Source organism: Leisingera caerulea DSM 24564 (genome assembly GCF_000473325.1).
GTDB lineage: Bacteria > Pseudomonadota > Alphaproteobacteria > Rhodobacterales > Rhodobacteraceae > Leisingera > Leisingera caerulea.
Genome location: NZ_KI421513.1, coordinates 1,351,202 through 1,372,653, shown reverse-complemented (window position 1 = coordinate 1,372,653; position 21,452 = coordinate 1,351,202). Strand labels below are relative to the sequence as shown.

Annotated in this window: 20 protein-coding genes; 6 read left to right on the top strand and 14 right to left on the bottom strand. The window is 62.0% G+C overall.

Features of this window, described 5'->3' with window-relative positions; translation table 11 throughout:
* Positions 1-27: 27 nt before the first annotated feature.
* Entirely contained in the window at positions 28-756 is a 729-nt protein-coding gene (locus CAER_RS0114080; protein WP_027235960.1) for a ComF family protein, read from the bottom strand.
* Between the two features lie 13 nt (positions 757-769).
* On the opposite strand from CAER_RS0114080, the gene CAER_RS0114075 reads away from it, so the two are divergent.
* The 3 genes from CAER_RS0114075 to CAER_RS0114065 all read left to right on the top strand — a co-directional run bounded on the left by CAER_RS0114075 (position 770) and on the right by CAER_RS0114065 (position 5,838).
* Complete coding sequence (locus CAER_RS0114075) at positions 770-1,591, top strand: methyltransferase domain-containing protein (protein WP_027235959.1); 822 nt, start codon at positions 770-772, stop codon at positions 1,589-1,591.
* 105 nt (positions 1,592-1,696) lie between these two features.
* Positions 1,697-2,758 carry a ferrochelatase gene (hemH, locus tag CAER_RS0114070; RefSeq protein ID WP_027235958.1) on the top strand — a complete coding sequence of 354 codons (1,062 nt, stop codon included), beginning with the start codon at positions 1,697-1,699 and terminating at the stop codon, positions 2,756-2,758.
* Positions 2,759-2,829: 71 nt separating this feature from the next.
* Positions 2,830-5,838 carry an aminotransferase class III-fold pyridoxal phosphate-dependent enzyme gene (locus tag CAER_RS0114065; protein ID WP_027235957.1) on the top strand — a complete coding sequence of 1,003 codons (3,009 nt, stop codon included), beginning with the start codon at positions 2,830-2,832 and terminating at the stop codon, positions 5,836-5,838.
* Positions 5,839-5,917: 79 nt separating this feature from the next.
* On the opposite strand, the gene CAER_RS0114060 is transcribed toward CAER_RS0114065, so the two are convergent.
* Complete coding sequence (locus CAER_RS0114060) at positions 5,918-6,100, bottom strand: hypothetical protein (protein ID WP_024092111.1); 183 nt, start codon at positions 6,098-6,100, stop codon at positions 5,918-5,920.
* A gap of 138 nt (positions 6,101-6,238) precedes the next feature.
* The gene (locus CAER_RS0114055) at positions 6,239-6,856 is read right to left on the bottom strand and encodes a L,D-transpeptidase (protein WP_027235956.1); all 618 of its coding nucleotides are present in this window, start codon (positions 6,854-6,856) and stop codon (positions 6,239-6,241) included.
* Between the two features lie 170 nt (positions 6,857-7,026).
* Between CAER_RS0114055 and dalA the strand changes: the two genes are divergently transcribed.
* On the top strand, positions 7,027-7,509 hold the full coding sequence (gene dalA, locus CAER_RS0114050; protein ID WP_027235955.1) for a divisome-associated lipoprotein DalA: 483 nt from the start codon (positions 7,027-7,029) through the stop codon (positions 7,507-7,509).
* A gap of 92 nt (positions 7,510-7,601) precedes the next feature.
* Here dalA and CAER_RS0114045 read toward each other — a convergent pair whose 3' ends face one another.
* The 8 genes from CAER_RS0114045 to hslO form a co-directional block, all read right to left on the bottom strand.
* Positions 7,602-8,129: a L,D-transpeptidase family protein gene (locus CAER_RS0114045; RefSeq protein ID WP_027235954.1), complete on the bottom strand. Its 528-nt coding sequence runs from the start codon at positions 8,127-8,129 to the stop codon at positions 7,602-7,604.
* A 65-nt stretch (positions 8,130-8,194) separates the two neighbouring features.
* Positions 8,195-8,986 (bottom strand): ion transporter, encoded by a 792-nt coding sequence (locus CAER_RS0114040; RefSeq protein ID WP_245597365.1) that lies wholly within the window; start codon positions 8,984-8,986, stop codon positions 8,195-8,197.
* 19 nt (positions 8,987-9,005) lie between these two features.
* Positions 9,006-10,253 carry a class I SAM-dependent RNA methyltransferase gene (locus CAER_RS0114035; protein ID WP_027235952.1) on the bottom strand — a complete coding sequence of 416 codons (1,248 nt, stop codon included), beginning with the start codon at positions 10,251-10,253 and terminating at the stop codon, positions 9,006-9,008.
* Between the two features lie 54 nt (positions 10,254-10,307).
* Positions 10,308-12,152: an ABC transporter ATP-binding protein gene (locus CAER_RS0114030; protein WP_027235951.1), complete on the bottom strand. Its 1,845-nt coding sequence runs from the start codon at positions 12,150-12,152 to the stop codon at positions 10,308-10,310.
* Entirely contained in the window at positions 12,149-13,987 is a 1,839-nt protein-coding gene (locus tag CAER_RS0114025) for an ABC transporter ATP-binding protein (RefSeq protein ID WP_027235950.1), read from the bottom strand. Before CAER_RS0114025 ends, CAER_RS0114030 begins: the two co-directional genes overlap by 4 nt.
* A 214-nt stretch (positions 13,988-14,201) precedes the next feature.
* Positions 14,202-15,353: a CCA tRNA nucleotidyltransferase gene (locus tag CAER_RS0114020; RefSeq protein ID WP_027235949.1), complete on the bottom strand. Its 1,152-nt coding sequence runs from the start codon at positions 15,351-15,353 to the stop codon at positions 14,202-14,204.
* Entirely contained in the window at positions 15,353-15,961 is a 609-nt protein-coding gene (locus CAER_RS0114015; RefSeq protein ID WP_027235948.1) for a CoA pyrophosphatase, read from the bottom strand. Before CAER_RS0114015 ends, CAER_RS0114020 begins: the two co-directional genes overlap by 1 nt.
* The gene (gene hslO / locus CAER_RS0114010) at positions 15,954-16,940 is read right to left on the bottom strand and encodes an Hsp33 family molecular chaperone HslO (RefSeq protein WP_027235947.1); all 987 of its coding nucleotides are present in this window, start codon (positions 16,938-16,940) and stop codon (positions 15,954-15,956) included. Before hslO ends, CAER_RS0114015 begins: the two co-directional genes overlap by 8 nt.
* A gap of 77 nt (positions 16,941-17,017) precedes the next feature.
* Here hslO and CAER_RS0114005 point away from each other — a divergent pair, with 77 nt between their 5' ends.
* Positions 17,018-17,461, top strand: a complete 444-nt coding sequence (locus CAER_RS0114005; protein ID WP_027235946.1) for an NUDIX hydrolase — start codon at positions 17,018-17,020, stop codon at positions 17,459-17,461.
* A gap of 79 nt (positions 17,462-17,540) precedes the next feature.
* Here the strand turns inward: CAER_RS0114005 and CAER_RS0114000 are convergent, their stop codons facing one another.
* Entirely contained in the window at positions 17,541-18,794 is a 1,254-nt protein-coding gene (locus CAER_RS0114000; protein ID WP_154667839.1) for a PP2C family protein-serine/threonine phosphatase, read from the bottom strand.
* Between the two features lie 187 nt (positions 18,795-18,981).
* Here CAER_RS0114000 and CAER_RS0113995 point away from each other — a divergent pair, with 187 nt between their 5' ends.
* Positions 18,982-19,305 carry an Hpt domain-containing protein gene (locus CAER_RS0113995; RefSeq protein ID WP_027235944.1) on the top strand — a complete coding sequence of 108 codons (324 nt, stop codon included), beginning with the start codon at positions 18,982-18,984 and terminating at the stop codon, positions 19,303-19,305.
* A 15-nt stretch (positions 19,306-19,320) separates the two neighbouring features.
* On the opposite strand, the gene ilvA is transcribed toward CAER_RS0113995, so the two are convergent.
* Together ilvA and CAER_RS0113985 are read right to left on the bottom strand one after the other, a co-directional pair.
* Positions 19,321-20,547, bottom strand: coding sequence for a threonine ammonia-lyase IlvA (ilvA, locus tag CAER_RS0113990; RefSeq protein ID WP_027235943.1), 1,227 nt, complete (start codon positions 20,545-20,547; stop codon positions 19,321-19,323).
* Positions 20,548-20,619: 72 nt separating this feature from the next.
* On the bottom strand, positions 20,620-21,348 hold the full coding sequence (locus tag CAER_RS0113985) for a hypothetical protein (protein WP_027235942.1): 729 nt from the start codon (positions 21,346-21,348) through the stop codon (positions 20,620-20,622).
* Positions 21,349-21,452 lie beyond the last annotated feature (104 nt).

Here is a 21,452-nt window from a genome sequence, read left to right as displayed (position 1 = left end):
ACAATTGCCAGAGGCAGGCGGAATGCCTCACGTTTGCGTGACCCGGGCCAGTACCGCCACCCGCACCTCGGCTGCGCCGGCCCGCAGGCAGGCGTCAGTGCAGGCGCTGAGCGTCGCGCCAGAAGTCATCACGTCATCCACGATCAGCACGCTGCGGCCCCTGATCCTGTCCAGCCGGCCCGGATGCGCGCAGATCGCAGACCCCAGCAGCTGATAGCGCTGGTCCCGCGTCTTGCCCTCCAGCGCAGGTGTTTGCCGGATTCGGCGCAGCAAGTCCGGGCAATGCTCCAAACCCGCGCGTCCCGCCAGCGCCTCTGCCAGCAGTGCAGACTGGTTGTACTTGCGCTTCAGCAGCCGCGTCCAATGCAGCGGCACTGGGCAGATGACCGGATTATCCTGCAAAAGCGGTTGCGCTGCGCGTTCAAGCCAAACCGCGGCGGTCATGGCGATTTCAGTCCGGTCCCCGTGTTTCAGGGCCAGCACCAGTTTGCGTCCCTGCCCCTCATATAACAGCGCCGAGCGCCCCCGGCTCCAAGGCCGCGGATGGCGCAGGCAGCTGTCGCATTCCAGGCGGAAACCGTCCCCCTCCCCCGGCAACGGGGAACCGCAGCCCTCGCAGACAGTGCCGCTGATGAAGCGCATCCCGGACCAGCACGTGCCGCACAGGCCAAAGTCGCTGCCGACCAGCCCGCCGCAGCCCAGGCACTGGGCTGGATAGATCAGTGAAACAGCGGTTTGAATCCCCGCCAGCAGCATCTAAATAGCCCCCATGACACAAGCGCCCGCACAACTCTTCGACCGCCGCGCACTGGCGGCCCGCCGCGCCCGCCGGCGCGCGGACGCCTTGTTCCTGCACCAGATGGCGCGGGATGAGGCCGAGGATCGCCTGAGCCTGGTTAACAGAACCTTTACAGCACCCGCCGTGGTCTCCCCTTTCCCGGAGGTCTGGGAAGGGTTTCAGCCGGACGCGGAGATTGTGGCCGACACGGACGTTCTGGCTTTGGAACAAGGCGCGCATGATGTGGTGATCCATGCCATGTGCCTGCACTGGGCCAATGATCCGGTCGGGCAGCTGATCCAATGCCGCCGCGCCCTGACGGAAGACGGGCTGCTGCTGGTCATTCTGCTGGGCGGCCAGACCCTGCATGAGTTGCGCGCGGCCATGGCAGAAGCTGAGACCGTTGTGATGGGCGGACTGTCCCCCCGCGTTGCCCCGATGGGAGAGATCCGCGACCTGGGCGGGCTGCTGCAGCGGGCCGGTTTTGCACTGCCGGTGGCGGACCTGGTGCCGCTGACCGCTGAATACCGCGACCTGACCCATCTGATCCACGACCTGCGCGGCATGGGGGAGACCAACGCCCTTGCCCAGCGCCTGAAACGCCCGGCGCCGCGCGGCCTGTTCCAGCTGGCCGATCACATCTACCGCGAGCATTTCGCCACCGCTGACGGCCGGCTGCCCGCAACATTTGAGCTGGTCTGCCTCACCGGCTGGTCGCCGTCGGACAGCCAGCAAAAGCCGCTGCGTCCCGGCTCTGCCCAGATGCGGCTGGCCGACGCACTGAAGGTGCCGGAAACCAAGCTCGACCCCTGATAAGTTTCTGCTATGCCTGCGCCAATGTGATCCAATTGGCCTTCTGCGCGTAAAGACAGTACTTTCCTGCCAACACCAAATTTCTCAGCCCCACAGGACCTGCCCATGCTGGACGCCGCCCGGACCGCCAAATGCCCTGCCCACGCCCCCGCCGATCACCCCAAGATCCCGGCGGAGAAGGTCGGCATCCTGCTGGCCAACCTTGGCACGCCGGACGATCACTCCTATTGGCCGATGCGCCGGTATCTGAACGAGTTCCTTTCCGACAAGCGGGTGATCGACTACCCGTCTTGGAAATGGCAGCCGCTGCTGCAGCTGATCATCCTGACCAAGCGCCCGTTCTCCTCCGGTGCGGCGTACAAGTCGATCTGGAATCATGACAAGGGCGAAAGCCCGCTGATGACCATCACCAAGGACCAGACCGCCAAGATGGCTGAGGTTATGAAGGCGCGGTACGGCGATCAGGTGATGGTCGATTTCTGCATGCGCTACGGCAACCCCTCGACCAAATCCAAGGTGCGGCAGATGGTGGAGGCCGGCTGCCAAAAGATCCTGTTCGTGCCGCTTTACCCGCAATATGCCGGCGCGACCTCCGGCACTGCCAACGACCAGTTCTTCCGCGCCCTGATGGAAGAAGCCTGGCAGCCCGCCGCGCGCACGATCGCGCCCTACTTCGACCAGCCTGCCTATATCGACGCTTTGGCGCGGTCGGTGGAGGAGGCCTATGCCAAGGCAGAAAAACGCCCGGATATCCTGGTGGTGTCTTACCACGGGATGCCGAAACGCTATCTGATGCAGGGCGACCCCTATCATTGCCAGTGCCAGAAAACGACGCGCCTGCTGAAGGAGCGCCTGGGCTGGGACGACACCCAGATCACCTCGACTTTCCAGTCGGTTTTCGGGCCCGAGGAATGGCTGAAACCCTACACGGTGGATCACGTCGCGACGCTCGCCAAAGAAGGCAAGAAGAACATCGCGGTGATTGCGCCGGCCTTCTCTGCCGACTGCATCGAGACGCTGGAAGAGATCAACGAGGAGATCCGCGAGAGCTTTGAACACGCAGGCGGCGAGGACTTTCTCTATATCCCCTGCCTCAACGATGATGATGACCATATCGCCGCACTGGCCGGGGTTATCGAACAGAACCTGCAAGGCTGGCTGGACTAAACCGCTCTCCCGGTCCAAATAGGATCCAATATTTGATCGCCGGGCACGCCGGCAGACCGGGGAGAGTTTGGATGACGCTTGCGCATTGGGCCGCCGCCCTTGAACAGCATTGGGGGATCAAGGCGGAGCTGAGCCGCCTTGATGGGGAGTATGACCTGAACTTTCTGGCGCGGAAGGCAGATGGCCAGGGCTATATCCTGAAGGCCATGCGCCCCGGCTGCGAGACCTGGCTGGTCGACATGCAGGTGAAGGCATTTGAGCATATCGCCATGCGCCAGCCGGATCTGCCCTGTCCGCGGGTGATTTCCTCTGCTAACGGCCGCTCTCTGCTGACACTCCCGGACGAGAACGGCCAGGACCGGCTGGTCTGGCTGCTGAACCAGCTGCCTGGGCGCTGCTATGCCAAGGCCGAGCCGAAAAACGATTCGCTGATCCATGAGGTGGGCCAAGTGCTCGGCGGATCTGCGAAAGCGCTCGCGGGTTTCCGGCACGAAGGTCTGGAACGTGATTTCAAATGGGACCTGATGCGCGCGGGCTGGATTAAGGACCGGCTTTCCTGCGTCACCGATCCCGCACGCCGTGCAATTCTTGAAGAGATCTGCGCGGATTTTGCCAAGTTAGAGCCTGTTTTGGCGCAGCTGCCCAAGCAGGCCATCCACAATGACGCCAATGACTATAACATCATGGTGGCGGGAAAACTGGGCGAGCCGCGCCGGGTGTCGGGGCTTATCGACCTCGGCGATATGTGCGCCGCGCCAAGGGTCTGCGACCTGGCGATTGCCGCGGCCTATATCGTGCTGGACCATCCGGCGCCGGAGGCTGCGCTTGCGGCACTGGTGGCGGGCTATCACGAGGCCTGCCCGCTGACGCCCGGCGAAGTGGACATGATATGGCCGCTGCTGCGCGCGCGGCTGGCTGTCAGCGTGGTGAACTCCACCCTGATGGCGGCGGACAACCCGGACGACCCCTATGTCACCATCTCGCAAGCGCCGGCCTGGCGGTTCCTGGAAGGTAATACGCTGCATGGCGGTCTGCTGACGGCCCGTCTGCGTGCAGCCTGCGGCCTGCCGGTGGTGGAGGGCGCCGACAGGGTGATGGCCTGGCTGGAGAAGGAACGCGGCAACTTCACCCCGTTAATGGGGCAGGACCTGTCGGACGCACCGATGGGGGCGTTGTCGGTCGAGGACTCCACCTGGCCGCAGAACCCGTTCCATATGCCGCTGGAGGAGGCCGCCAGGGTCGGCGAGGAGTTCGAGGACAATGGCCGTATCTGGCTGGGCTACTATCATGAGCCGCGGCTGATCTACACGGATGCCGCTTTCCGCAAAGGACCGTGGAAGGCCAGCAACCGGCGTACCGTGCATCTGGCCATCGACGCCTTTGCCCCGGCCGGCACACCGATGTTTGCCCCCTTGCGCGGTGAAGTCTTTGCAGCCGAATACCGCGACGGTCACTTGGACTACGGCGGCGTGATCATCCTGCGGCACCAGACCCCGGAGAGCGATCCGTTCTATACCCTATACGGCCATCTGGATCCGGAATTCCTCAACCGGCTGAAGCCCGGCAGTATCGTCGAGAAAGGCGAGGAATTCTGCCGCCTGGGCGATCCCGGCCAAAACGGCGGCTGGGCGCCGCATGTGCACTTCCAGCTTGCGCTGACTACCGAGGGAATTGAGACCGATTGGCCCGGCGTCGGCGATCCTGATGAGGTGTACCTGTGGCAGGCTCTCTGTCCGAATCCGGCGGCGCTGCTGAACCTTCCGGATGAAAAGGTCCGCTATCACCCGACCAGCAAAAACGATGTTCTGGCAGGCCGCCGCGCCCATTTCGGTGGCAACCTGAGCCTTACTTACAAAGACCCGGTGATGCTGCTGCGCGGCTGGAAACATCACATGTTCGACGAATGGGGGCGGCCTTATCTGGACGCTTACAACAACGTCCCGCACGTCGGCCACGCCCACCCGCGTATTCAGGCGGTGGCGGCGGATCAACTGAAACGGATGAACTCCAACACCCGCTACCTGCATCCGGCACAGACCGCCTTTGCGGAAAAGGTGCTGTCAAAACTGCCGGACCGGTTCGAGGTCTGCTTTTTCGTGAACTCCGGCACCGAGGCCAACGAACTGGCCCTGCGCCTGGCTCGCGCCCATACCGGCGCCAAGGGCATGGTGACGCCCGATCACGGCTACCACGGCAACACCACCGGAGCGATCAGCATCTCCGCCTACAAGTTCAACAAGCCCGGCGGCGTTGGGCAGGCGGATTGGGTTGAGCTGGTGGAAGTTGCCGATGACTATCGCGGCTCGTACCGGAGCGGCGATCCGGACCGGGCACAGAAGTTCGCGGATCTCGTAGACCCGGCAATCGCCCGTCTGCGGGAAAAGGGCCACGGTGTTGCTGGTTTCATAGCCGAAACCTTTCCATCTGTCGGCGGCCAGATCATCCCGCCACAAGGCTACCTGGCTGCGGTTTATGAAAAAATCCGCGCCGCAGGCGGTGTCTGCATCGCTGACGAAGTGCAAACCGGCCTGGGCCGTTTGGGGGCATACTACTTTGGCTTTGAGCATCAGGGGGCGCTGCCGGATATCGTTGTGATGGGCAAACCGATCGGCAATGGGCACCCGCTGGGCGTATTGGCGACAACCAAGGAAATCGCCGCGAGCTTCGACAACGGGATTGAGTTTTTCTCAACCTTTGGCGGCTCGACCCTCTCCTGCCGAATCGGCAAGGAAGTTCTGGATATCGTCGATGACGAACAGCTTCAGGAAAATGCCCGCGTGGTCGGCGCTCAGCTGTTTGACGGGTTGAAGGCACTGGAGGAGAAGCACGCCTGCATCGGCGATGTGCGCGGCATGGGCCTGTTTCTGGGGGTGGAACTGATCAATCCGGATGGCTCCGAAGCCACGGAAATCTGTTCATACATCAAAAACCGGATGCGCGATCACCGGATCCTGATCGGCAGCGAAGGTCCCAAGGACAATATCCTGAAAATCCGCCCGCCCCTGACAATAGATTCGGAGGACGCAAACATGATCACCAGTGTTCTGGACAAGATCCTGAGCGAGGTGGAGTCAGTCTGACTGCCCTCATCGCAGAGGTGTGCAGGCAACAAAAAAGGCGGTGGAGAACCACCGCCTTCTCTGTAACCGTGTACCGAAATTAGTTCGATGCAACAGCTGCGCCAACCAGAACCAGCAGCAGCAGCGGCAGCAGGATGCCGCTGGAAGAGCCCTGTGCTTCTTCAACGATGACCGGCGGTTCTACAACCGGCTCGGACAGGTTGCCTGCAGTTGCGGTCGAAGCAGCAGCGGTCAGCGCAGCAGCGATAACGAGTTTTTTCATGTTAACCTCCAGAATTTGCGCGGGCCATAAAGCTGAACCGCGCACCCAAGACATACCTCGTATTTTTTTCTAACCAGCAAAATCGCGCGATTGCAAATGCTTGTTATAGTTAACAGGCTAGCGCTTGTTCCCGTGGCGTCAAATTAGCAACACCTGTGTGCCCACTTTGGCGAAGCTGAACAGTTCGGCGATGTGTTCATTGTAAAGCCCGATGCAGCCATTGGACGATTTACGTCCGATTTTGCGCGTGTCATGGGTTCCGTGGATCCGGTAATACTTCCAGCTGAGGTACAGCGCATGGGTGCCAAGCGGGTTGTCCGGTCCCGGCGGCACGTATGCGGGCCATTCCGGATTGCGTTTGAGCATGTTCGGCGTCGGCGACCAGCTGGGCCCTTCCACCTTGCGCACCACCTTGGTGCGGCCGCGGCGTGTCAGATCGTCAGACAGCGGCACCGAGGAGGGAAAAAGCTTGTACGTGGTTCCATCCGCAGACCAGTAGTGCAGCGCCCGGCTGTCGATATCGACAAGAATCGCGCCGTTGCGCAAATTGTCGAAATACGGCCGCCACGTCTTAGCCCGGAAAGCAGAGATATTGCGCTGGACCGGCGGTTCCGGCTCCGGCGGCGGCCGCAGCGGGTCGAAAGCCTGCTGAGAGTTTCCGGAATCTTCCTGCGCCAGCGCGGAGGAGGAAATCAGGGCGGCGCCGCCGGCAAGAAAGTGCCGCCTGCTGAAGGTCTTAAATGGGATACGGGACATGGTTCATTCCAACTTGCGCAATCGGGATACAGGATTTTAGCATTTTATGGCCGGAAAGCCGCAGTCGCAAACCAATCCGTCACCCCGGTCCGCATATTTCTGCCACCCCGTTTGCCTCCCGGCCACAGGAAGGATAAGTGCAAAAGCAACTGACGGAGCATGAGAGAATTATGAATCGCGTTTTTCTGCTTATGGCTGCGGCCATTCTGACTGTTGCGGCCGCTTGCACGCCTGCAACCGACTCCAGCAGCACCTACCGCATCCGCAATGCGGACAAGGTCCAGATCCGGATGCTAGATTCCGTCAATGCGCTGCGCCAGGCCGCAGGTGCGCAAGCAGTTCAGCTGAACGCTGAGCTGACCGCCGCCGCCGCGACCCACTCGCGCGATATGTCGGTGCAAAACCGGCCTTGGCACTTCGGCTCCGACGGCTCCTCGCCGCTCGACCGGGTCACGCGGGCGGGCTACACCGGCACGCTGCTGGGCGAGAATATCTCGGAAACCTACGAAAATGAGCAGCAGACGCTGACCGCCTGGCTGGAACGTCCCGCAACCCGCGCGGTGATTCTGGATCCGAAGGCCGCGAATATGGGCTTTTCCTGGTTTCAGGAGCCGAATGGCAAAATCTGGTGGACGCTGGTGATGGGCAGCTGAGCCAGCACGGCGCCATGCCCAAGGCTGCCAAGAGGTGCCGGCCCTGCCGGCGCATCTGCAGGCGCGGGAGCCCGCCGCCGCCTGATTGCGGTTCAGGGCCGCAAGGCGATGGTGGTTCCGTCCTGCACCATGGCATAGATCTCTTCGATCTCGTCGTTTGACACCGCAATGCAGCCCGCGGTCCAATCGCTGACCCGCGCCGCGCGCTTGCGCTCCTTGGGGTTGTTGGGCTGCCCGTGGATAAAGATCTCGCCGCCGGGCTGCTTGCCCGCCGCATGCGCCTTGGCCCTGTCCTGCCCATTCGGATAGGAAATGCCGACGGACAGATGGTACCGGCTGTTGGGGTTGCGGCGGTCGATCATATAGGTGCCTTCCGGGGTTTTACCGTCGCCCTCGAACTGCTTGTGGCCCTGCGGCGCAAAACCCAGATCAACGTCGTACTCCCGCAGCACCTCTTCATTGTGCAGCAGGTACATCTTGCGCGAGCCCTTATTGATCACCACCGAAGTGACCTTGGGTCCTTCATAGAACTGGAACCTGCGCGCCGCGCCGCCTGACCTGCTGCAACCTGCCAGTGCAAGGCTTGCGGCAGCACCGACCCCGAATGCCCTTCTGTTCATTGTTCAGCCTGTATTTCTTGTTTGCCTCTATTCAGGCCATACCGCGAAACCGGGATTAAGAAAATTCACAATTTTCTGTCTTCTTCTGCTAGGCCGGAAATTTTCTGCTCGATGGCCTCCAGCCGGCTCAGCACTTCGTCCCGGTAGGCATCGGTGCGCTCGCCCTCCTCTTCGTGGTGGGCATCCTGCATCGAATTCACGATCAGGCCGACCAGCAGGTTCACCACCGCAAATGTGGTGACCATGATAAAGGGCACGAAGAAGGCCCAGGCGTGAGGGTGTACCTCCATTACCGGCCGCACGATCCCCATCGACCAGCTTTCCAGTGTCATGATCTGGAACAGCGAATAGGCGCTGAGGCCCAGGTCGCCGAACCATTCCGGGAAGTCCTGGCCGAATAGTTTGGTGGAGATCACCGCGCCGATATAGAAGATGATCGCCATCAGCAGGAACACCGACCCCATTCCGGGCAGTGCGGTGATGAAGCCTTCGACCACACGGCGCAGCCGCGGCGCGACCGAAATCACCCGCAGAACCCGCAGGATGCGCAGCGCCCGCAGCACCGACAGCCCCTGGGCCCCCGGTGCCAGTGCGATGCCGACAATCACGAAATCGAACACGCTCCAGCCGTTCAGGAAAAACCGCAGCCGGCGCACATAAAGCTTGGCCAGGATCTCCACCACGAAGATCGTCAGACAGGTATTGTCGATCAGATGGATCAGACCGCCGGCCCTGGCCATGACCGATGGCGACGTCTCCAGTCCCAGGGTCACCGCGTTGACCAGAATGACCGCGATGATGAACCGGCCGAAAAGGTCACTGTCCAGAATGGCTGCCAGCCGTTGGGTTGGTGTCATCGCTTGGGTATCCGTCATATCAGTCTTTCAGTGTGAACCGAGCAACCAGTTCGGTATGCGCCGACCAGCGGAACTGGTCAACGGCCTGGACCCAGTCAAGGCTATAGCCCGCTGCAACCAGCGTCTTTGCATCGCGGGCAAAGCTCACCGGGTTGCAGGAGACATAGGCGATCAACCGCGTGCGGGCCTTGGCCAACTGCGCAACCTGCGCTTCGGCGCCGGCCCGGGGCGGGTCGATTACCGCCGCGTCAAAGGCTGCACCGAATGGGTTCAGATCCTCGGGCAGCAGCGGATTGCGGAACAGGTCGCGGGTTTCGGTTGTGACCTTCTTCAGTCCCTTTGCCTTGCGCCAGCCGGCATCAAGCGCCGCTACCATTTCTCGTTCGCCTTCCACCGCGTGGACCTCAGCAGCCTGCGCCAAAGGCAGCGCAAAGGTACCGCATCCGGCGAACAGATCGACGATCCGCTTGGCACCTTTGGTGATTTCCAGCACCCCGTCCAGGAGGGCCGCCTCGCCCTCACGCGTGGCCTGCAGAAAAGCACCCGGAGGCGGGCAGACCAGGGCCTTTCCAAAAGGCTGCACCGGAGGCTGCTCCATCGCCACCGGCTCGTCGTCCCAGGTCAGCCGGGCAATCCGGTGTCTGTCGGCCAGCTGCGCCAGCTCGATCCTCAACGGGCCGTCCAGCGGCTTGCCGTTTTTGATCAGCATGTCGAGACCCGCTTCCGACGTGGTGACTGTCACCGCAAGTGGCGTTTTGCGGCTGGCCCCTGCCAGGGCCAGCGCTTCCGCCACCGGAATCGCAGCCATCAGGGCCGGCTCCAGCAGCTGGCAGTTGGGAATTTCGGTGATCACGTCCGACGCCTGGCCGTGAAACCCGGCCATCGCGCCTTTCTTGGTGCGCCGCACCGCCAGCGTTGCGCGGCGGCGGGACCGGGCCGGCGAGGTGTGGATGGGCCGGAACTCCGTCTCCAGCCCCTGCGCGCTCAGTGCATTGCGCACCACATCCGTCTTCCACTCCGCCACAAAGCTGTCGCTGGCGTGCTGCAGCTGGCAGCCGCCGCAGGACTTGTAATGGCGGCAGGGCGGCTGCACACGGTGCTCCGAGGGCGTCTCAATGCGGATGCTGGTCAAACGGCTGCCCTCGGCAATGCCGCTGACAGTCTCGCCCGGAAGGGTGCGCGGGGCAAACAAAGGGCCATCGGCCACGCCATCGCCTTGATGGCCCAGCCGGCTGATTGTTGCTGTGGTTCTGGCTGCATCAGTCATGGCGGCTCAATAGCGCGGCACAGGGATCAGCAAAAGCAAAATGCGCCGGTCAGGTTACTCTGCCGCCGCCTGCTCCTCGTCGGTGCAGATGAAACCACCGGACTGGCGCGCCCAGAACTGTGCATACAGACCGCCCCTGGCCAGCAGTTCATCATGGCTGCCGCTTTCAGCGATGCGGCCCTTCTCCATCACGATGATCCGGTCCATCTCGCTGAGCGTCGACAGACGGTGGGCAATCGCCAGCACCGTTTTGCCTTCCATCACCCGGTGCAACGCTGCCTGGATCGCGGCCTCAACCTCCGAATCCAGTGCCGAGGTGGCCTCGTCCAGCACCAGGATGGGCGCGTCCTTCAGAATGGCGCGGGCCAATGCGATCCGCTGCCGCTGCCCGCCGGACAGTTTCACTCCGCGCTCACCCAGAAAGGCATCATAGCCGGTGCGGCCCTGGCCATCCTCCAGCTCGGTGATGAATTCATGCGCCTCGGCCTTGTGTGCCGCCGCGGCGACCTCTTCCTCAGACGCATCCGGCCGCCCATAGAGAATGTTTTCCCGCGCCGAGCGGTTGAACATGGCGGTCTCCTGGGTGACCATGCCGATCTGACTGCGCAGTGAGTTCTGGGTGACCGTCGCAATATCCTGACCGTCGATAAGAATCCGGCCACTCTCTCCGTCATAAAGCCTGAGCAGCAGCGACACGAGCGTGGATTTCCCCGCCCCTGAGGCCCCGACGATGCCCAGCTTTTCGCCGGGATGAATAGTCAGGTCGATGCCCTGCACGCCGCCGACGTCGCGGCCATAGGCAAACTCGACCTGGTCAAAGACGATCTCGCCTTCGGTGACCTCCAGCGGCTTGGCGCCGGGCGTATCCTCTACCCTGTCGCGGACGGATAGTGTCTTCATGCCGTTCTCGATCTCGCCGACGTTGGAGTAAATCGCCATAAGCGTGAAGCTGACCCAGCCGGTCATCTGGGCGATGCGGATCGAGACCGCGCCTGCCGCCACGATGTCGCCTTCGGTCGCCGTGCCGGACTGCCACAGCAACAGCGTCGCGCCGATGAGCAACACCGGCAGAACGCCCGCCAGGCACATCAGGCAAAACCGGAAGCTGGCGGAGAGATAGCCGAAATGCAGTGACTTATCGCGGAACCGCACCATGGCGTCCTGGGCGGTGCGCTCCTCATGGTCGGCATGGGCAAACAGCTTGACCGTCTTGATGTTGGTAATCGAGTCGACAACCTGCCCGGTCACCATCGCCCGCGCCCCGGCCCGTGCGCCGGACCGCTTGCGGATGCGTGGCAGAAACCAGCGGATCAGCGCGAAATAGGCGATCAGCCAGACCAGAAACACCCCGGTAATGCGCCAATCAATAGACCCTAACAAGGCCAAAGAGCCAGCAAGAGACGCCAATGCAAAGGCGACAACATTGATCATCTCGGTGGTCACGGAGGTGACGGCGGTTGCCGTCTGCATCTGCTTCTGGGCGATCCGCCCGGCAAAATCGTCGTCAAAGAACCGAACCGATTGGCCCAATGTCCAGCGGTTCAGACGCGACAGCACCAGCGGGTTCACATTAGGCTGCACCACGATGGCATTGGAGGCTGCAGAGAGGCCGAACAGCACAGGGCGCACAATCAGGAAAAAGCCCAGCGCGAGTGCGATGACAGCCACATTGCCAGCCGAAAAAAACTGTTCCGGTCCGCTGGAAATTGCGGTGTCGATGACCATCCCCAGGATGAAGGCTGTGCCCGCCTCCATTCCGCCGGCCAGCGCCGAGAATGCCGCCGCCAGCAGCAGCATCGGCCAGGCGCCGGCCAGGCACCAGCGCAAGAAGGACCCCAGCCGTTGCGGCGGCGGGCCCTCTGCCGGGCGGAAGGCGTCGATCAGGTTGCCTATGTTCATTCTGCTGCCTCGATGTTCAGGAAGCCGCCGGACTGGCGCGCCCAAAGCTGTGCATAAAGCCCCTGCGCCTGCAATAGCGCCTCATGCGAGCCTTCTTCAACTATACGGCCCTGATCCATCACCAGGATACGATCCATCTGCGCGATGGTGGACAGCCGGTGTGCAATGGCGATCACCGTCTTGCCCTGCATCATGCCGTAGAGCGTTTCCTGTATCGCTGCTTCGACCTCGGAATCCAGCGCCGAGGTGGCCTCGTCCAGCACCAGGATCGGCGCGTCCTTCAGGATCACCCGCGCCAAGGTCACCCGCTGGCGCTGCCCGCCGGACAGTTTGACGCCGCGCTCGCCGACATGGGCGTCATATCCCTTGCGCCCCTCCGGATCCTCAAGGTCCAGAATGAACTCATGCGCCTGCGCCTGTTTTGCGGCGGCGATCATCTGCGCCTCTGTCGCGTCCGGACGTCCGTACAGCAGGTTGTCCCGCACTGAGCGGTGCATCAGCGCGCTGTCCTGCTGGACCATGCCGATGTGGCTGCGCAAGCTGTCCTGTGTCACCGCCCGGATGTCCTGGCCGTCGATCAGGATCTGCCCGCTCTCGGCGTCGTAGAATCGCAAAAGCAGTTTCACCAGGGTCGATTTACCGGCGCCCGAGCGCCCGATCAGGCCGATCTTCTCGCCCGGCTGGATGGTCAGGCTGATCCTGTCCAGCCCGCCGGCCTCCCGCCCGTAATGGTGCGATAGGTTGCGCAGCTCGATCTCGCCCTTGGTGAGCCGCAGCGGCTCCGCATTGGCGGCATCCACCAGGTCGATGGGCTGGGCAATAGTCTCCATCCCCTCGGCCACAACCCCCAGCTGGCGGAAGAAGGAGGTCAGCGCCCACATGATCCAGCCGGTCATCGCGTTCAGCCGCAGGGTCAGCGCCGTGGCCGCTGCCACCAGACCCACCGAAGCACTGCCTTGCATCCACAGCATCACGGCCCAGCCAACCACACCGACAATCAGCAGTCCGTTCAGCGTGACCAGCGTGGCATCCATGATGGTGAAAATGCGCATCTCTGTCTGGAACGTCTTGCGGGTGTTCTCGATTGCCTCGCGGGCATAGGTCAGCTCCCGGTCGTGATGGGCGAACATCTTGACCGAGTGGATGTTGGAATAGCTGTCGACCACCCGCCCCGTCACGGTAGAGCGCGCGTCAGACGATGCCTGGCTGGCCGGGCCGACCCGTTTGACCGTCCACATCACCAGTAGCGCGTAGAGGACAAACCAGACCGCCAGAGGCAGCATCAGACGCACATCGGCAACCCACAGCAGCACTGCCGCGCCCACCAGATAGGCCAGCGAGAAGGTGATGGCGTCAAAGACCTGAAAGACCACCTCTCCCGCAGCGGGCGGGGTTTGCATGATCCGGTTGGCAATCCGCCCGGCAAAATCGTTCTCGAACCAGCCCACCGACTGGCGCAGCACGTGCTTGTGTGCCCGCCAGCGGATCAGGGTACCAAAGTTCGGCAGGATCGTGTTGTTCAGCAGCACAACGTCCAAAAGCTGGATCAGCGGCCGCAACAGCAGAATGAACAGGGCGACCACGATCAATTCTGTGCCATGCGCCTCCCAGACCTCGGACGGGGTGCCCGACATCAGGTCAACGATACGGCCCATATAATAGATCAAGCCAACCTCAATCCCCGCGACCACGACCGACATCAGCGCAGCCAGGATAAAGACGGATTTGAACGGCTTGGAGTAGTCGCGCAGGAACGGCCACAGCCGCGTCGGCGGCGTGTTGCTTTCCGGGTAGGCGCAATAGGGGTCAATGAGGTTTTCAAAATAGCGAAACATGCGGGTGCTCCTGGCGTTCGAGCAAATCGGAATACAGATGCAGACAGCGGGCGGCCCAAGGCTCCCACGTCAAACGGGGCAAGGTCTCAGGCGTTAAAGAAACCAGATCCCGTAATACATCAGCATTCCTCCGTCATGTGGTGGCTGCCCTATGGGTACGCAAGATTGGCAGCTTTGTCACCCCCCAAGGTTGTGACGCTGCTGACACCCCTTGTCAGCGGAGGGTGCCCAGCAGCTCTTCGCGGCTGAGGGTGAACCCCGACGCAATCCAGTCCGCTTCCAGCTTCTTTACTGCCGCACCCAAAGCCGGCCCTTGCAGATCCGGCAGAAGATCCCGGGCTTTCACCGGGAAAACTGCCTCCGCGCCCAGCGCGATTTCAGTCTCTAAATCGGGGAAAAACGGCTGCTCCAGCAGCGCAGCGCGCAGCAGCAGTGAATCCAGTGCCTTCTCCGCGCCGAGCCGGTATCCCAGCTCCCCCGCCGCCGCGGTGCCAGATGCGGCCGCGCGGATTGCGGCCAGATGAGAGGCCTGTGCCTTGCTCAGCCGCAGGGCCTCTTGCAGACCTCCCCCGCCCAGCGCAGCAAGGCGGCGGATACCGGAAGCCGGACGCCCCGCCTCCAGGTGAATCAGAGGCGCCAGGGCGCGGTCATCGGCACCCGGCAGAATTTGAGCCAGGACGCCGGTCTGCCGCATTGCTGCAACCGAGGGCGCAGGATCGGGAGCCGCCAGCAGCTTCAACAGCTCCGCGCCGACGCGCTCCTTGGACAGCGACGCCAGCCCGTCCAGATTGGCAGCAATCGCCGCCAGCGCATCCGGATCAAAGCCTTCTGTGTGATCGCCGTACCAGGCATGAAAGCGGAAATACCGCAAGCTGCGCAAGTAATCCTCACGGATGCGGTTTTCCGCCGTTCCGATAAACCGCACCCGGCGCTGGGTCAGATCCGGCAGGCCGCCCAGCGGATCGACTACTTCGCCATCCGGGCGCGCGTAAATCGCATTCATGGTGAAATCGCGGCGGCGGGCGTCCTCGGCTATATCGGTTGAAAACGCCACCACAGCCCGGCGGCCGTCGGTGGCCACGTCCTTGCGAAAGGTGGTGATCTCATGCGGGATACCGTTTTTGATCAGGGTCACGGTGCCGTGGTCGATCCCGGTCGGCACCGCCTTGATTCCGGCTCGGGCGGCGAGCTCCAATACCTGCTCCGGCCGCGCATCGGTGGCGATATCCATGTCGGAGACCGGCTCGCACAGCAGCGCGTTGCGCACGCAACCGCCAACAAACAGCACCTGCGCACCATCTGCGGTAACGGCCTCGAAAACCGCCTGAGTTGCCTGATCCTTAAGCCAGGGCTGGTCGATCCGCATCAGCTCTCCATCCGTGCCGCAAAGCCGCGCAGCATCCGCGCGGTGGCGCCCCAAATGTAATAGGGCCCATAAGGTACGGTATAATAGCGCCGGCGGGTCCCGCGCCAGCGGCGCGACTCGATAATGTAGTTTTCCGTGTGCAGAACGTGTCTTAGCGGAACAGAAAAAACTTCGGCCACTTCCCCTGCTTCCGGGCGTGCGGCAAATCTTTCGCGGATCAAGGCAACCACCGGGGTCACGGAGAAGCCGGTCACCGTCTCATGCTCCGGCAGGCAGCCGAGAATCTCAGGCAGGTCCTGCGGCAGGCCGATTTCCTCCCAGGCTTCGCGCAGGGCGGCGGCGCAGGCGTCCTTGTCGCCCGCGTCCACCTTGCCGCCGGGAAACGCGATCTGTCCCGGGTGGTGCTTGAGCGCCGAGGACCGTTTGGTCAGGATCAGCCGGGGCGTGCCGGAGGCGATGGAGACCGGCACCAGAACGCCGGCATCCCGCAGCTTGCGCCCTTCCGGCAGCACCGTGCCGGGGTTGAGATCGAAATCGGAAGAGCCGCCGCCCTCCAGCTTCAGCGCGGCGGCTATTTTGTCCGTAAGATCTTGTGCGGGCTCACTCACTGGGCGGGTTTTCCGCGTCAAACCCCAGCGACGCGGGGTCCAGGTCGTAATGCGCGCCGCAGAACTGGCAGTCCGCGGTCACCCGGCCGTCATCGGTGGTCATCTTTTCGATGTCCTTGGCCGAGTAGATCGACAGGCTCTGGCGCACGCGGTCTTCCGAGCAAGTGCAGCCGAAGCGCACCGGCTGAAAATCGTAGACCCGCGGTTGTTCCTCGTGAAACAATCGGATCAGCAGGTCCGTGGGGGTGACCGACGGTCCGATCAGTTCCAGATCTTCCACCGTGTTCAGCAGCATGGTGACCCGGTTCCAGTTCTCTTCCTCGTCACCGGTGACCAGATCGGAGGCTTGCAGGACCTCTCCCGTCCCCTCGCTCTGTGCCGCGAAAGGCGACGCCTTGGGCATGCTCTGCAGCATCACGCCGCCTGCGCGCCAATGCTCGGGCACGCCCGGCTCAGCCGATTTTCCAAAACTCAGCTTGAACATGGTGGGCAGCTGTTCGGACTGGGCGAAATAGGCCTCTGCGCAGGCGCTGAGCGAACCCTGCGCCAGAGGGGTGATGCCCTGATAAGGCTGGGTGCCGTTGCCCTGGTCGATCAGGATCGCGAAATAGCCTTCGCCCACCTGCTCGAACGGATCGCCATCGGTCAGGCGCTCGCGGTCAAAGCTGGCGTAGGCGCGGATCTGGCCGATCTCGCCCTCCTTCTGCGGCGCGTAATAGTCGGTGGCGATCATCCGCACCGCACCCTTGGACTGCACCTGCAGCGACAGTTTCCAGCGCAGCGAAATGGTCTGACCGATCAGCGCCGTCAGCAGCGCCATCTCGGCGACCAGCGCCTCAACCGCTGGCGGATAGTCATGCTGTTTCAGGATACCATCCAGCACACCGTCCAGCCGCGCCACGCGGCCGCGCATGTCGGATACATCAAGCTGGAAGGGCAGGACGGTGTCGTCCCACGCGATTTTCGAACCAAGAGTCATGGGGTTTCCTTACGCGCCGGGGATTGGCATACCGGGGCTATATAGGAGAAATGATACTGGAGTGAAGGGGCCGGCCCGTGATCAGACGTTTTGGCGATACGCCGCAAAAAGGCCGGCGCTACCGGATGCGGCCGGGAGCTTATGCGCTGCTGCCGCGGGGCGGCAAGCTGCTGATCACCTGCCAGTACGACCCCCACCCTGACCTGCAGCTGCCGGGCGGCGGCATCGACCCTGGCGAATCGCCGATCCCTGCCCTGCACCGCGAGGTGTATGAGGAAACCGGCTGGAAGATATCCGCCCCGCGCAAGCTGGGGATGTTCCGGCGTTTCGCCTATATGCCGGAATACGATCTGTGGGCCGAAAAGCTGTGCCATATTTACATTGCCCGGCCGCTGCGCCGCATTGGCCCGCCGTTGGAAGACGGGCATGAAGCGCTGTGGGTTGATCCGCAGGAGGCCGCCGTCAGGCTGGGCAACGCCGGCGACCGCCATTTCGCAGCCCGGCTGGCAGCACGCCTGTGAATTCGGGCTAAACCCACCTCCCAAATACACAAAATCCCAGCCGCGGCCAGGACACCATCAGACTGAAGCTGTGGCAGGTTCAGGGACCTTGATACTCGAACAAGGTCGCTGAGACATCATCTTCCAGCCCGTGTTCCTTGCTCATCACCTGGGTCAGGTGCCAGTACAGATCGTCCAGGAACTCTTTGCCGCTCTGGCCGGATCCGCATTTTCCCACCAGCTCAAGCAGGCCTTCGGGTTCCAGCATGGAACCACCTTCCAGCCGCGCCTCGGTGAAGCCGTCTGAAAACAGCAGCAGGCGGTCGCCGCGCTCCATGGTGAATTCTTCCTGGCTGTAACCGATATCCGGCACCAGACCCACCGGGACGCCGCCCTTGCCGATGAATTCCATCTCGCCATTTTTCCGCAGCAGCAGCGGGTGCGGATGCCCGGCTTGCACCATCTTGACGACCCCGCTGCGCAGGTCAGCAATGCAGTAAGCCATGGTGAAGTATTCTTCGATGCCGGTGTCGGCGATCAGCCTGGCATTCAGCAGGCTGGCCACCTCCTCCGGCTGGCGCAGGGCGTAGAAGCGGTTAAACCGTTTCTCCATCCCGACGTTCTGATCGAAATAATTGGAGGATAGATAACCGCCCAGCCGCGCCGTCATCATCGCGGAGGTGATGCCATGACCCGACACGTCGATGGAGTAGAAGCCGATTCGGTTCACGCCCGGTGAGAACATGCCCACCAGGTCGCCACCGATGTGTCCGCAGGGTTTCAGCAGCAGGCTGACGGTGGAAGAGCCAAAAGTCTTGGACAGTTCCGGCACCAGCGATTCCTGGATCTTGCGGGCCTGGATCAGGTCCTTGTCGATCGCGTCATACACGCGCTGCAGCTCGCCCAGCGTTTCGGAGACAATGCGGTTCTTTTCTGACAGCTCCCGCTGCATGCGCAGGATCCGCTCCCCCGCGGAGATGCGCGCGCGCAGTTCATCAGAACTCACCGGCTTGGTCAGGAAGTCATCGGCGCCGGCATCAAGCCCCTCGGCGACCTCGTTCTTTTCGCTTTTGGAGGTCAGCAGGATGAAATAGGCGTAATCCTCGCTTGAGCGGGCCCGGAAGGCGCGGCAGAACTCCAGCCCGTTCATCCCCGGCATCATCCAGTCGCTGAGGATCAGATCCGGTGTTTCCGCCTGGCAGATCTCCATCGCGGCCTCGCCGCTCTCGGCCTCGACGACCTCAAAACCCCATTTCTTCAGTGAAGCCACAAGGATGCGTCTTTGCAGGCGGCTGTCATCGACAACCAGCACACGGCGTATTGATCCGGCCACTGTGTGGTCCTCGTTGTCCATCGAACTTTCTGGCAGCACCGAAGGCACCTCACAAATGGCAAAATCAGACAGTCTTGTGATACTATCGGTCCAGAAATTTAACAGGCGGTGAAACCTAAAATTTGAGCTTCCCCCTTTATTTCACTATATTTTTACTGCAATCAACTTAAGAAATCGCGCATGGCGACTGATCGTAAGGACAAGATACATGATTGACTGGCCGCGCGTGACCGAGCTGCGCGAAGAAGTGGGTGCAGAAGATTTCGAGGAAGTCGTAGAGATATTTCTCGAAGAAGTCGAAGAGGTTATCGGTAAGCTGCAAGACGGCGACCGCAGCCAGCTGGAGCAGGACCTGCACTTCCTGAAAGGCAGCGCGCTCAACCTCGGGTTTGCAGATTTTTCCGCACTCTGCCTGGACGGCGAGAGAAAATCAGCGCAGGGCGGCGCAGACGATGTGGATCTCCCTGCCATCATCACCAAGTTTCAGGCTTCCAAGTCTGCCTTTCTGACCGGCATGTCGGAAAAATTCTGACCCCGGCCGCTAGCCTCAGATCACGAATTGCGCCAGTGTTTCGTCCCGTGTGATGTCCGTATAGGTCATCCCAGCAGCATCCAGCCGCGCGAACAGCTGCTCAAAGTTTTCCGGCCGTTTGGTTTCGATCCCGATCAAGACAGAGCCGAAATTGCGGGCTGATTTCTTCATGTACTCAAAGCGGGCGATGTCGTCCTGAGGGCCCAGGATGCCCAGAAACTCCTTCAGCGCGCCAGGCCGCTGCGGCAGCCGCAGGATGAAGTATTTCTTCACCCCGGAATAGCGCTGCGCCCGTTCCTTGACCTCGGGCAGCCGTTCAAAATCGAAATTACCGCCGGACGTGACGCAGACCACAGTCTTGCCGCGGATCCAGGAGCGCACATCCTGCAGCGCCTCGACCGACAGCGCGCCCGCCGGCTCCAGCACGATACCCTCGACATTCAGCATCTCGATGATGGTCGCGCAAATGCGGTCTTCAGAGATTGCCAGCACATCCGGCAGCGGCACATCCTTCAGAATATCAAAGGGCAGATCGCCGATCCGCCCCACCGCCGCACCATCGACAAAGGTGTCGACGGTGTCCAGCGGCACCGGCTTGCCCGCCGCCAGCGCTGCGCGCAGGCAGGCGCCGCCTTCAGGCTCCACGAACAGGCTGTGCACATCCTCACCAAACCAGGAGGAAACGCCCGCTGACATGCCGCCGCCGCCCACCGGCAACAGAACGTGATCCGGGGCCTTGCCAAACTGAGCCTCAATTTCAACCGCAATGGAGGCTTGGCCTTCGATGACATCCGCATCGTCGAAGGGTGACAGGAAATGCCCGCCTTCCTGCGCGCACCATTCCTGCGCTGCCGCCAGGCAGATGTCGAAATAGTCGCCAACCAGATGGATCTCGATATTGTCACCACCGAACATCCGGGTCTTCTGGATCTTCTGCTGCGGCGTTGTGACCGGCATAAAGATCACACCGCGCTTGCCCATGTGACGGCACATGAAGGCAACGCCCTGGGCATGGTTCCCTGCAGAGGCGCAGACGAACAGCTCCTGGTCCGGCTGCTTGCGCATCGCATTCAGCGCGCCGCGGATTTTGTAGGAACGGACCGGGCTCAGGTCCTCGCGCTTGAGGTAAATGTCAGCGCCGAAGCGTTCGGACAGATGCACGTTGCGCTGCAAGGGTGTCGCGGGAAACACATCGCGCATCGCCTGTTCAGCGGCGCGGGCCTGGGTCTTGAAATCGCTCATGTATCCTTCAGTGGCGTATGCCCGCCCCTAAGGCAAGAGGCGGGTGCAAAGCATACATAAGAATACCGGCATTCAGACCGGGCGGCCTTCGACATAGTGGCCGTAAAGGGTGGTCAGCAGGCTGATGTTCAACAGCGCCAACGCAGCTGAGATCAGGATTGAAACACCAGCGGCCAGCGACGGAGAAGCTGACAAGGCTGTTGCGATGAATTGAGCTGCATACTGGGCCGCAACCAGAATGGCGGCCAGTCCAAGCAAGTCGCCGAAGGCGTTTGAGGTGGAGTTCCAGGCATCCCGAAGCCCCATCCCCGCGCCCAGCGCCGCCGCGGGCAGTATTACCGACAGCCTGAGGATCAGATAGGTGGTGAAGATTGCAATCGGCAGGCTGATCCATTGCAGGGCAGCCGGCCCTGCCCCGCTGAGGATGGTTGTCACCAGAAGAGCCACGAGCATTACGGGGATCATCATACAGATCAGGACCAGTGCAATCTGCAAAGACCGGCCGAAATAAGCCATTACCCGGCTACCCTCCAGGCGCGGCAGCCAGCCCTGCGGCATTTCCTCAAGCAGGACAAAGCGGTGCCAAGCAACAACGCTCCACATCCCAATCAAGAGCGAAAGGACTGAAACCAGGAACAGCGGGCCGCTTAAGCCTGAATTCTCTGGCATCGGGGTTACCACGCCCCACTGCAAGGTTTCCCACACCCCAGTCATCTTTAAAAACGTTGCAAACAGCGCAACGATCAACAGCGTGGGAACCAGAAAAACCCGCAGCATATCGCCGAAGTTCCGCGCCAGCATTCCGACAGAATGGCTGAATAGGGCCCATGGTTTCATGAAAATCTGCTCCAGTATGAAAATCACGTTCTGGCGCGAACCCTAGTTACCGAACGCGGTGCGCGAAA

What these genes read in the sequence shown, in the direction of transcription:
- CAER_RS0114080 (WP_027235960.1), bottom strand. Translation starts at nt 756, where the DNA reads ATGCTGCTGGCGGGGATTCAAACCGCTGTTTCACTGATCTATCCAGCC.
- CAER_RS0114075 (WP_027235959.1), top strand. Translation starts at nt 770, where the DNA reads ATGACACAAGCGCCCGCACAACTCTTCGACCGCCGCGCACTGGCGGCC.
- hemH (WP_027235958.1), top strand. Translation starts at nt 1,697, where the DNA reads ATGCTGGACGCCGCCCGGACCGCCAAATGCCCTGCCCACGCCCCCGCC.
- CAER_RS0114065 (WP_027235957.1), top strand. Translation starts at nt 2,830, where the DNA reads ATGACGCTTGCGCATTGGGCCGCCGCCCTTGAACAGCATTGGGGGATC.
- CAER_RS0114060 (WP_024092111.1), bottom strand. Translation starts at nt 6,100, where the DNA reads ATGAAAAAACTCGTTATCGCTGCTGCGCTGACCGCTGCTGCTTCGACC.
- CAER_RS0114055 (WP_027235956.1), bottom strand. Translation starts at nt 6,856, where the DNA reads ATGTCCCGTATCCCATTTAAGACCTTCAGCAGGCGGCACTTTCTTGCC.
- dalA (WP_027235955.1), top strand. Translation starts at nt 7,027, where the DNA reads ATGAATCGCGTTTTTCTGCTTATGGCTGCGGCCATTCTGACTGTTGCG.
- CAER_RS0114045 (WP_027235954.1), bottom strand. Translation starts at nt 8,129, where the DNA reads ATGAACAGAAGGGCATTCGGGGTCGGTGCTGCCGCAAGCCTTGCACTG.
- CAER_RS0114040 (WP_245597365.1), bottom strand. Translation starts at nt 8,986, where the DNA reads ATGACACCAACCCAACGGCTGGCAGCCATTCTGGACAGTGACCTTTTC.
- CAER_RS0114035 (WP_027235952.1), bottom strand. Translation starts at nt 10,253, where the DNA reads ATGACTGATGCAGCCAGAACCACAGCAACAATCAGCCGGCTGGGCCAT.
- CAER_RS0114030 (WP_027235951.1), bottom strand. Translation starts at nt 12,152, where the DNA reads ATGAACATAGGCAACCTGATCGACGCCTTCCGCCCGGCAGAGGGCCCG.
- CAER_RS0114025 (WP_027235950.1), bottom strand. Translation starts at nt 13,987, where the DNA reads ATGTTTCGCTATTTTGAAAACCTCATTGACCCCTATTGCGCCTACCCG.
- CAER_RS0114020 (WP_027235949.1), bottom strand. Translation starts at nt 15,353, where the DNA reads ATGCGGATCGACCAGCCCTGGCTTAAGGATCAGGCAACTCAGGCGGTT.
- hslO (WP_027235947.1), bottom strand. Translation starts at nt 16,940, where the DNA reads ATGACTCTTGGTTCGAAAATCGCGTGGGACGACACCGTCCTGCCCTTC.
- CAER_RS0114000 (WP_154667839.1), bottom strand. Translation starts at nt 18,794, where the DNA reads ATGGACAACGAGGACCACACAGTGGCCGGATCAATACGCCGTGTGCTG.
- CAER_RS0113995 (WP_027235944.1), top strand. Translation starts at nt 18,982, where the DNA reads ATGATTGACTGGCCGCGCGTGACCGAGCTGCGCGAAGAAGTGGGTGCA.
- ilvA (WP_027235943.1), bottom strand. Translation starts at nt 20,547, where the DNA reads ATGAGCGATTTCAAGACCCAGGCCCGCGCCGCTGAACAGGCGATGCGC.
- CAER_RS0113985 (WP_027235942.1), bottom strand. Translation starts at nt 21,348, where the DNA reads ATGCTGGCGCGGAACTTCGGCGATATGCTGCGGGTTTTTCTGGTTCCC.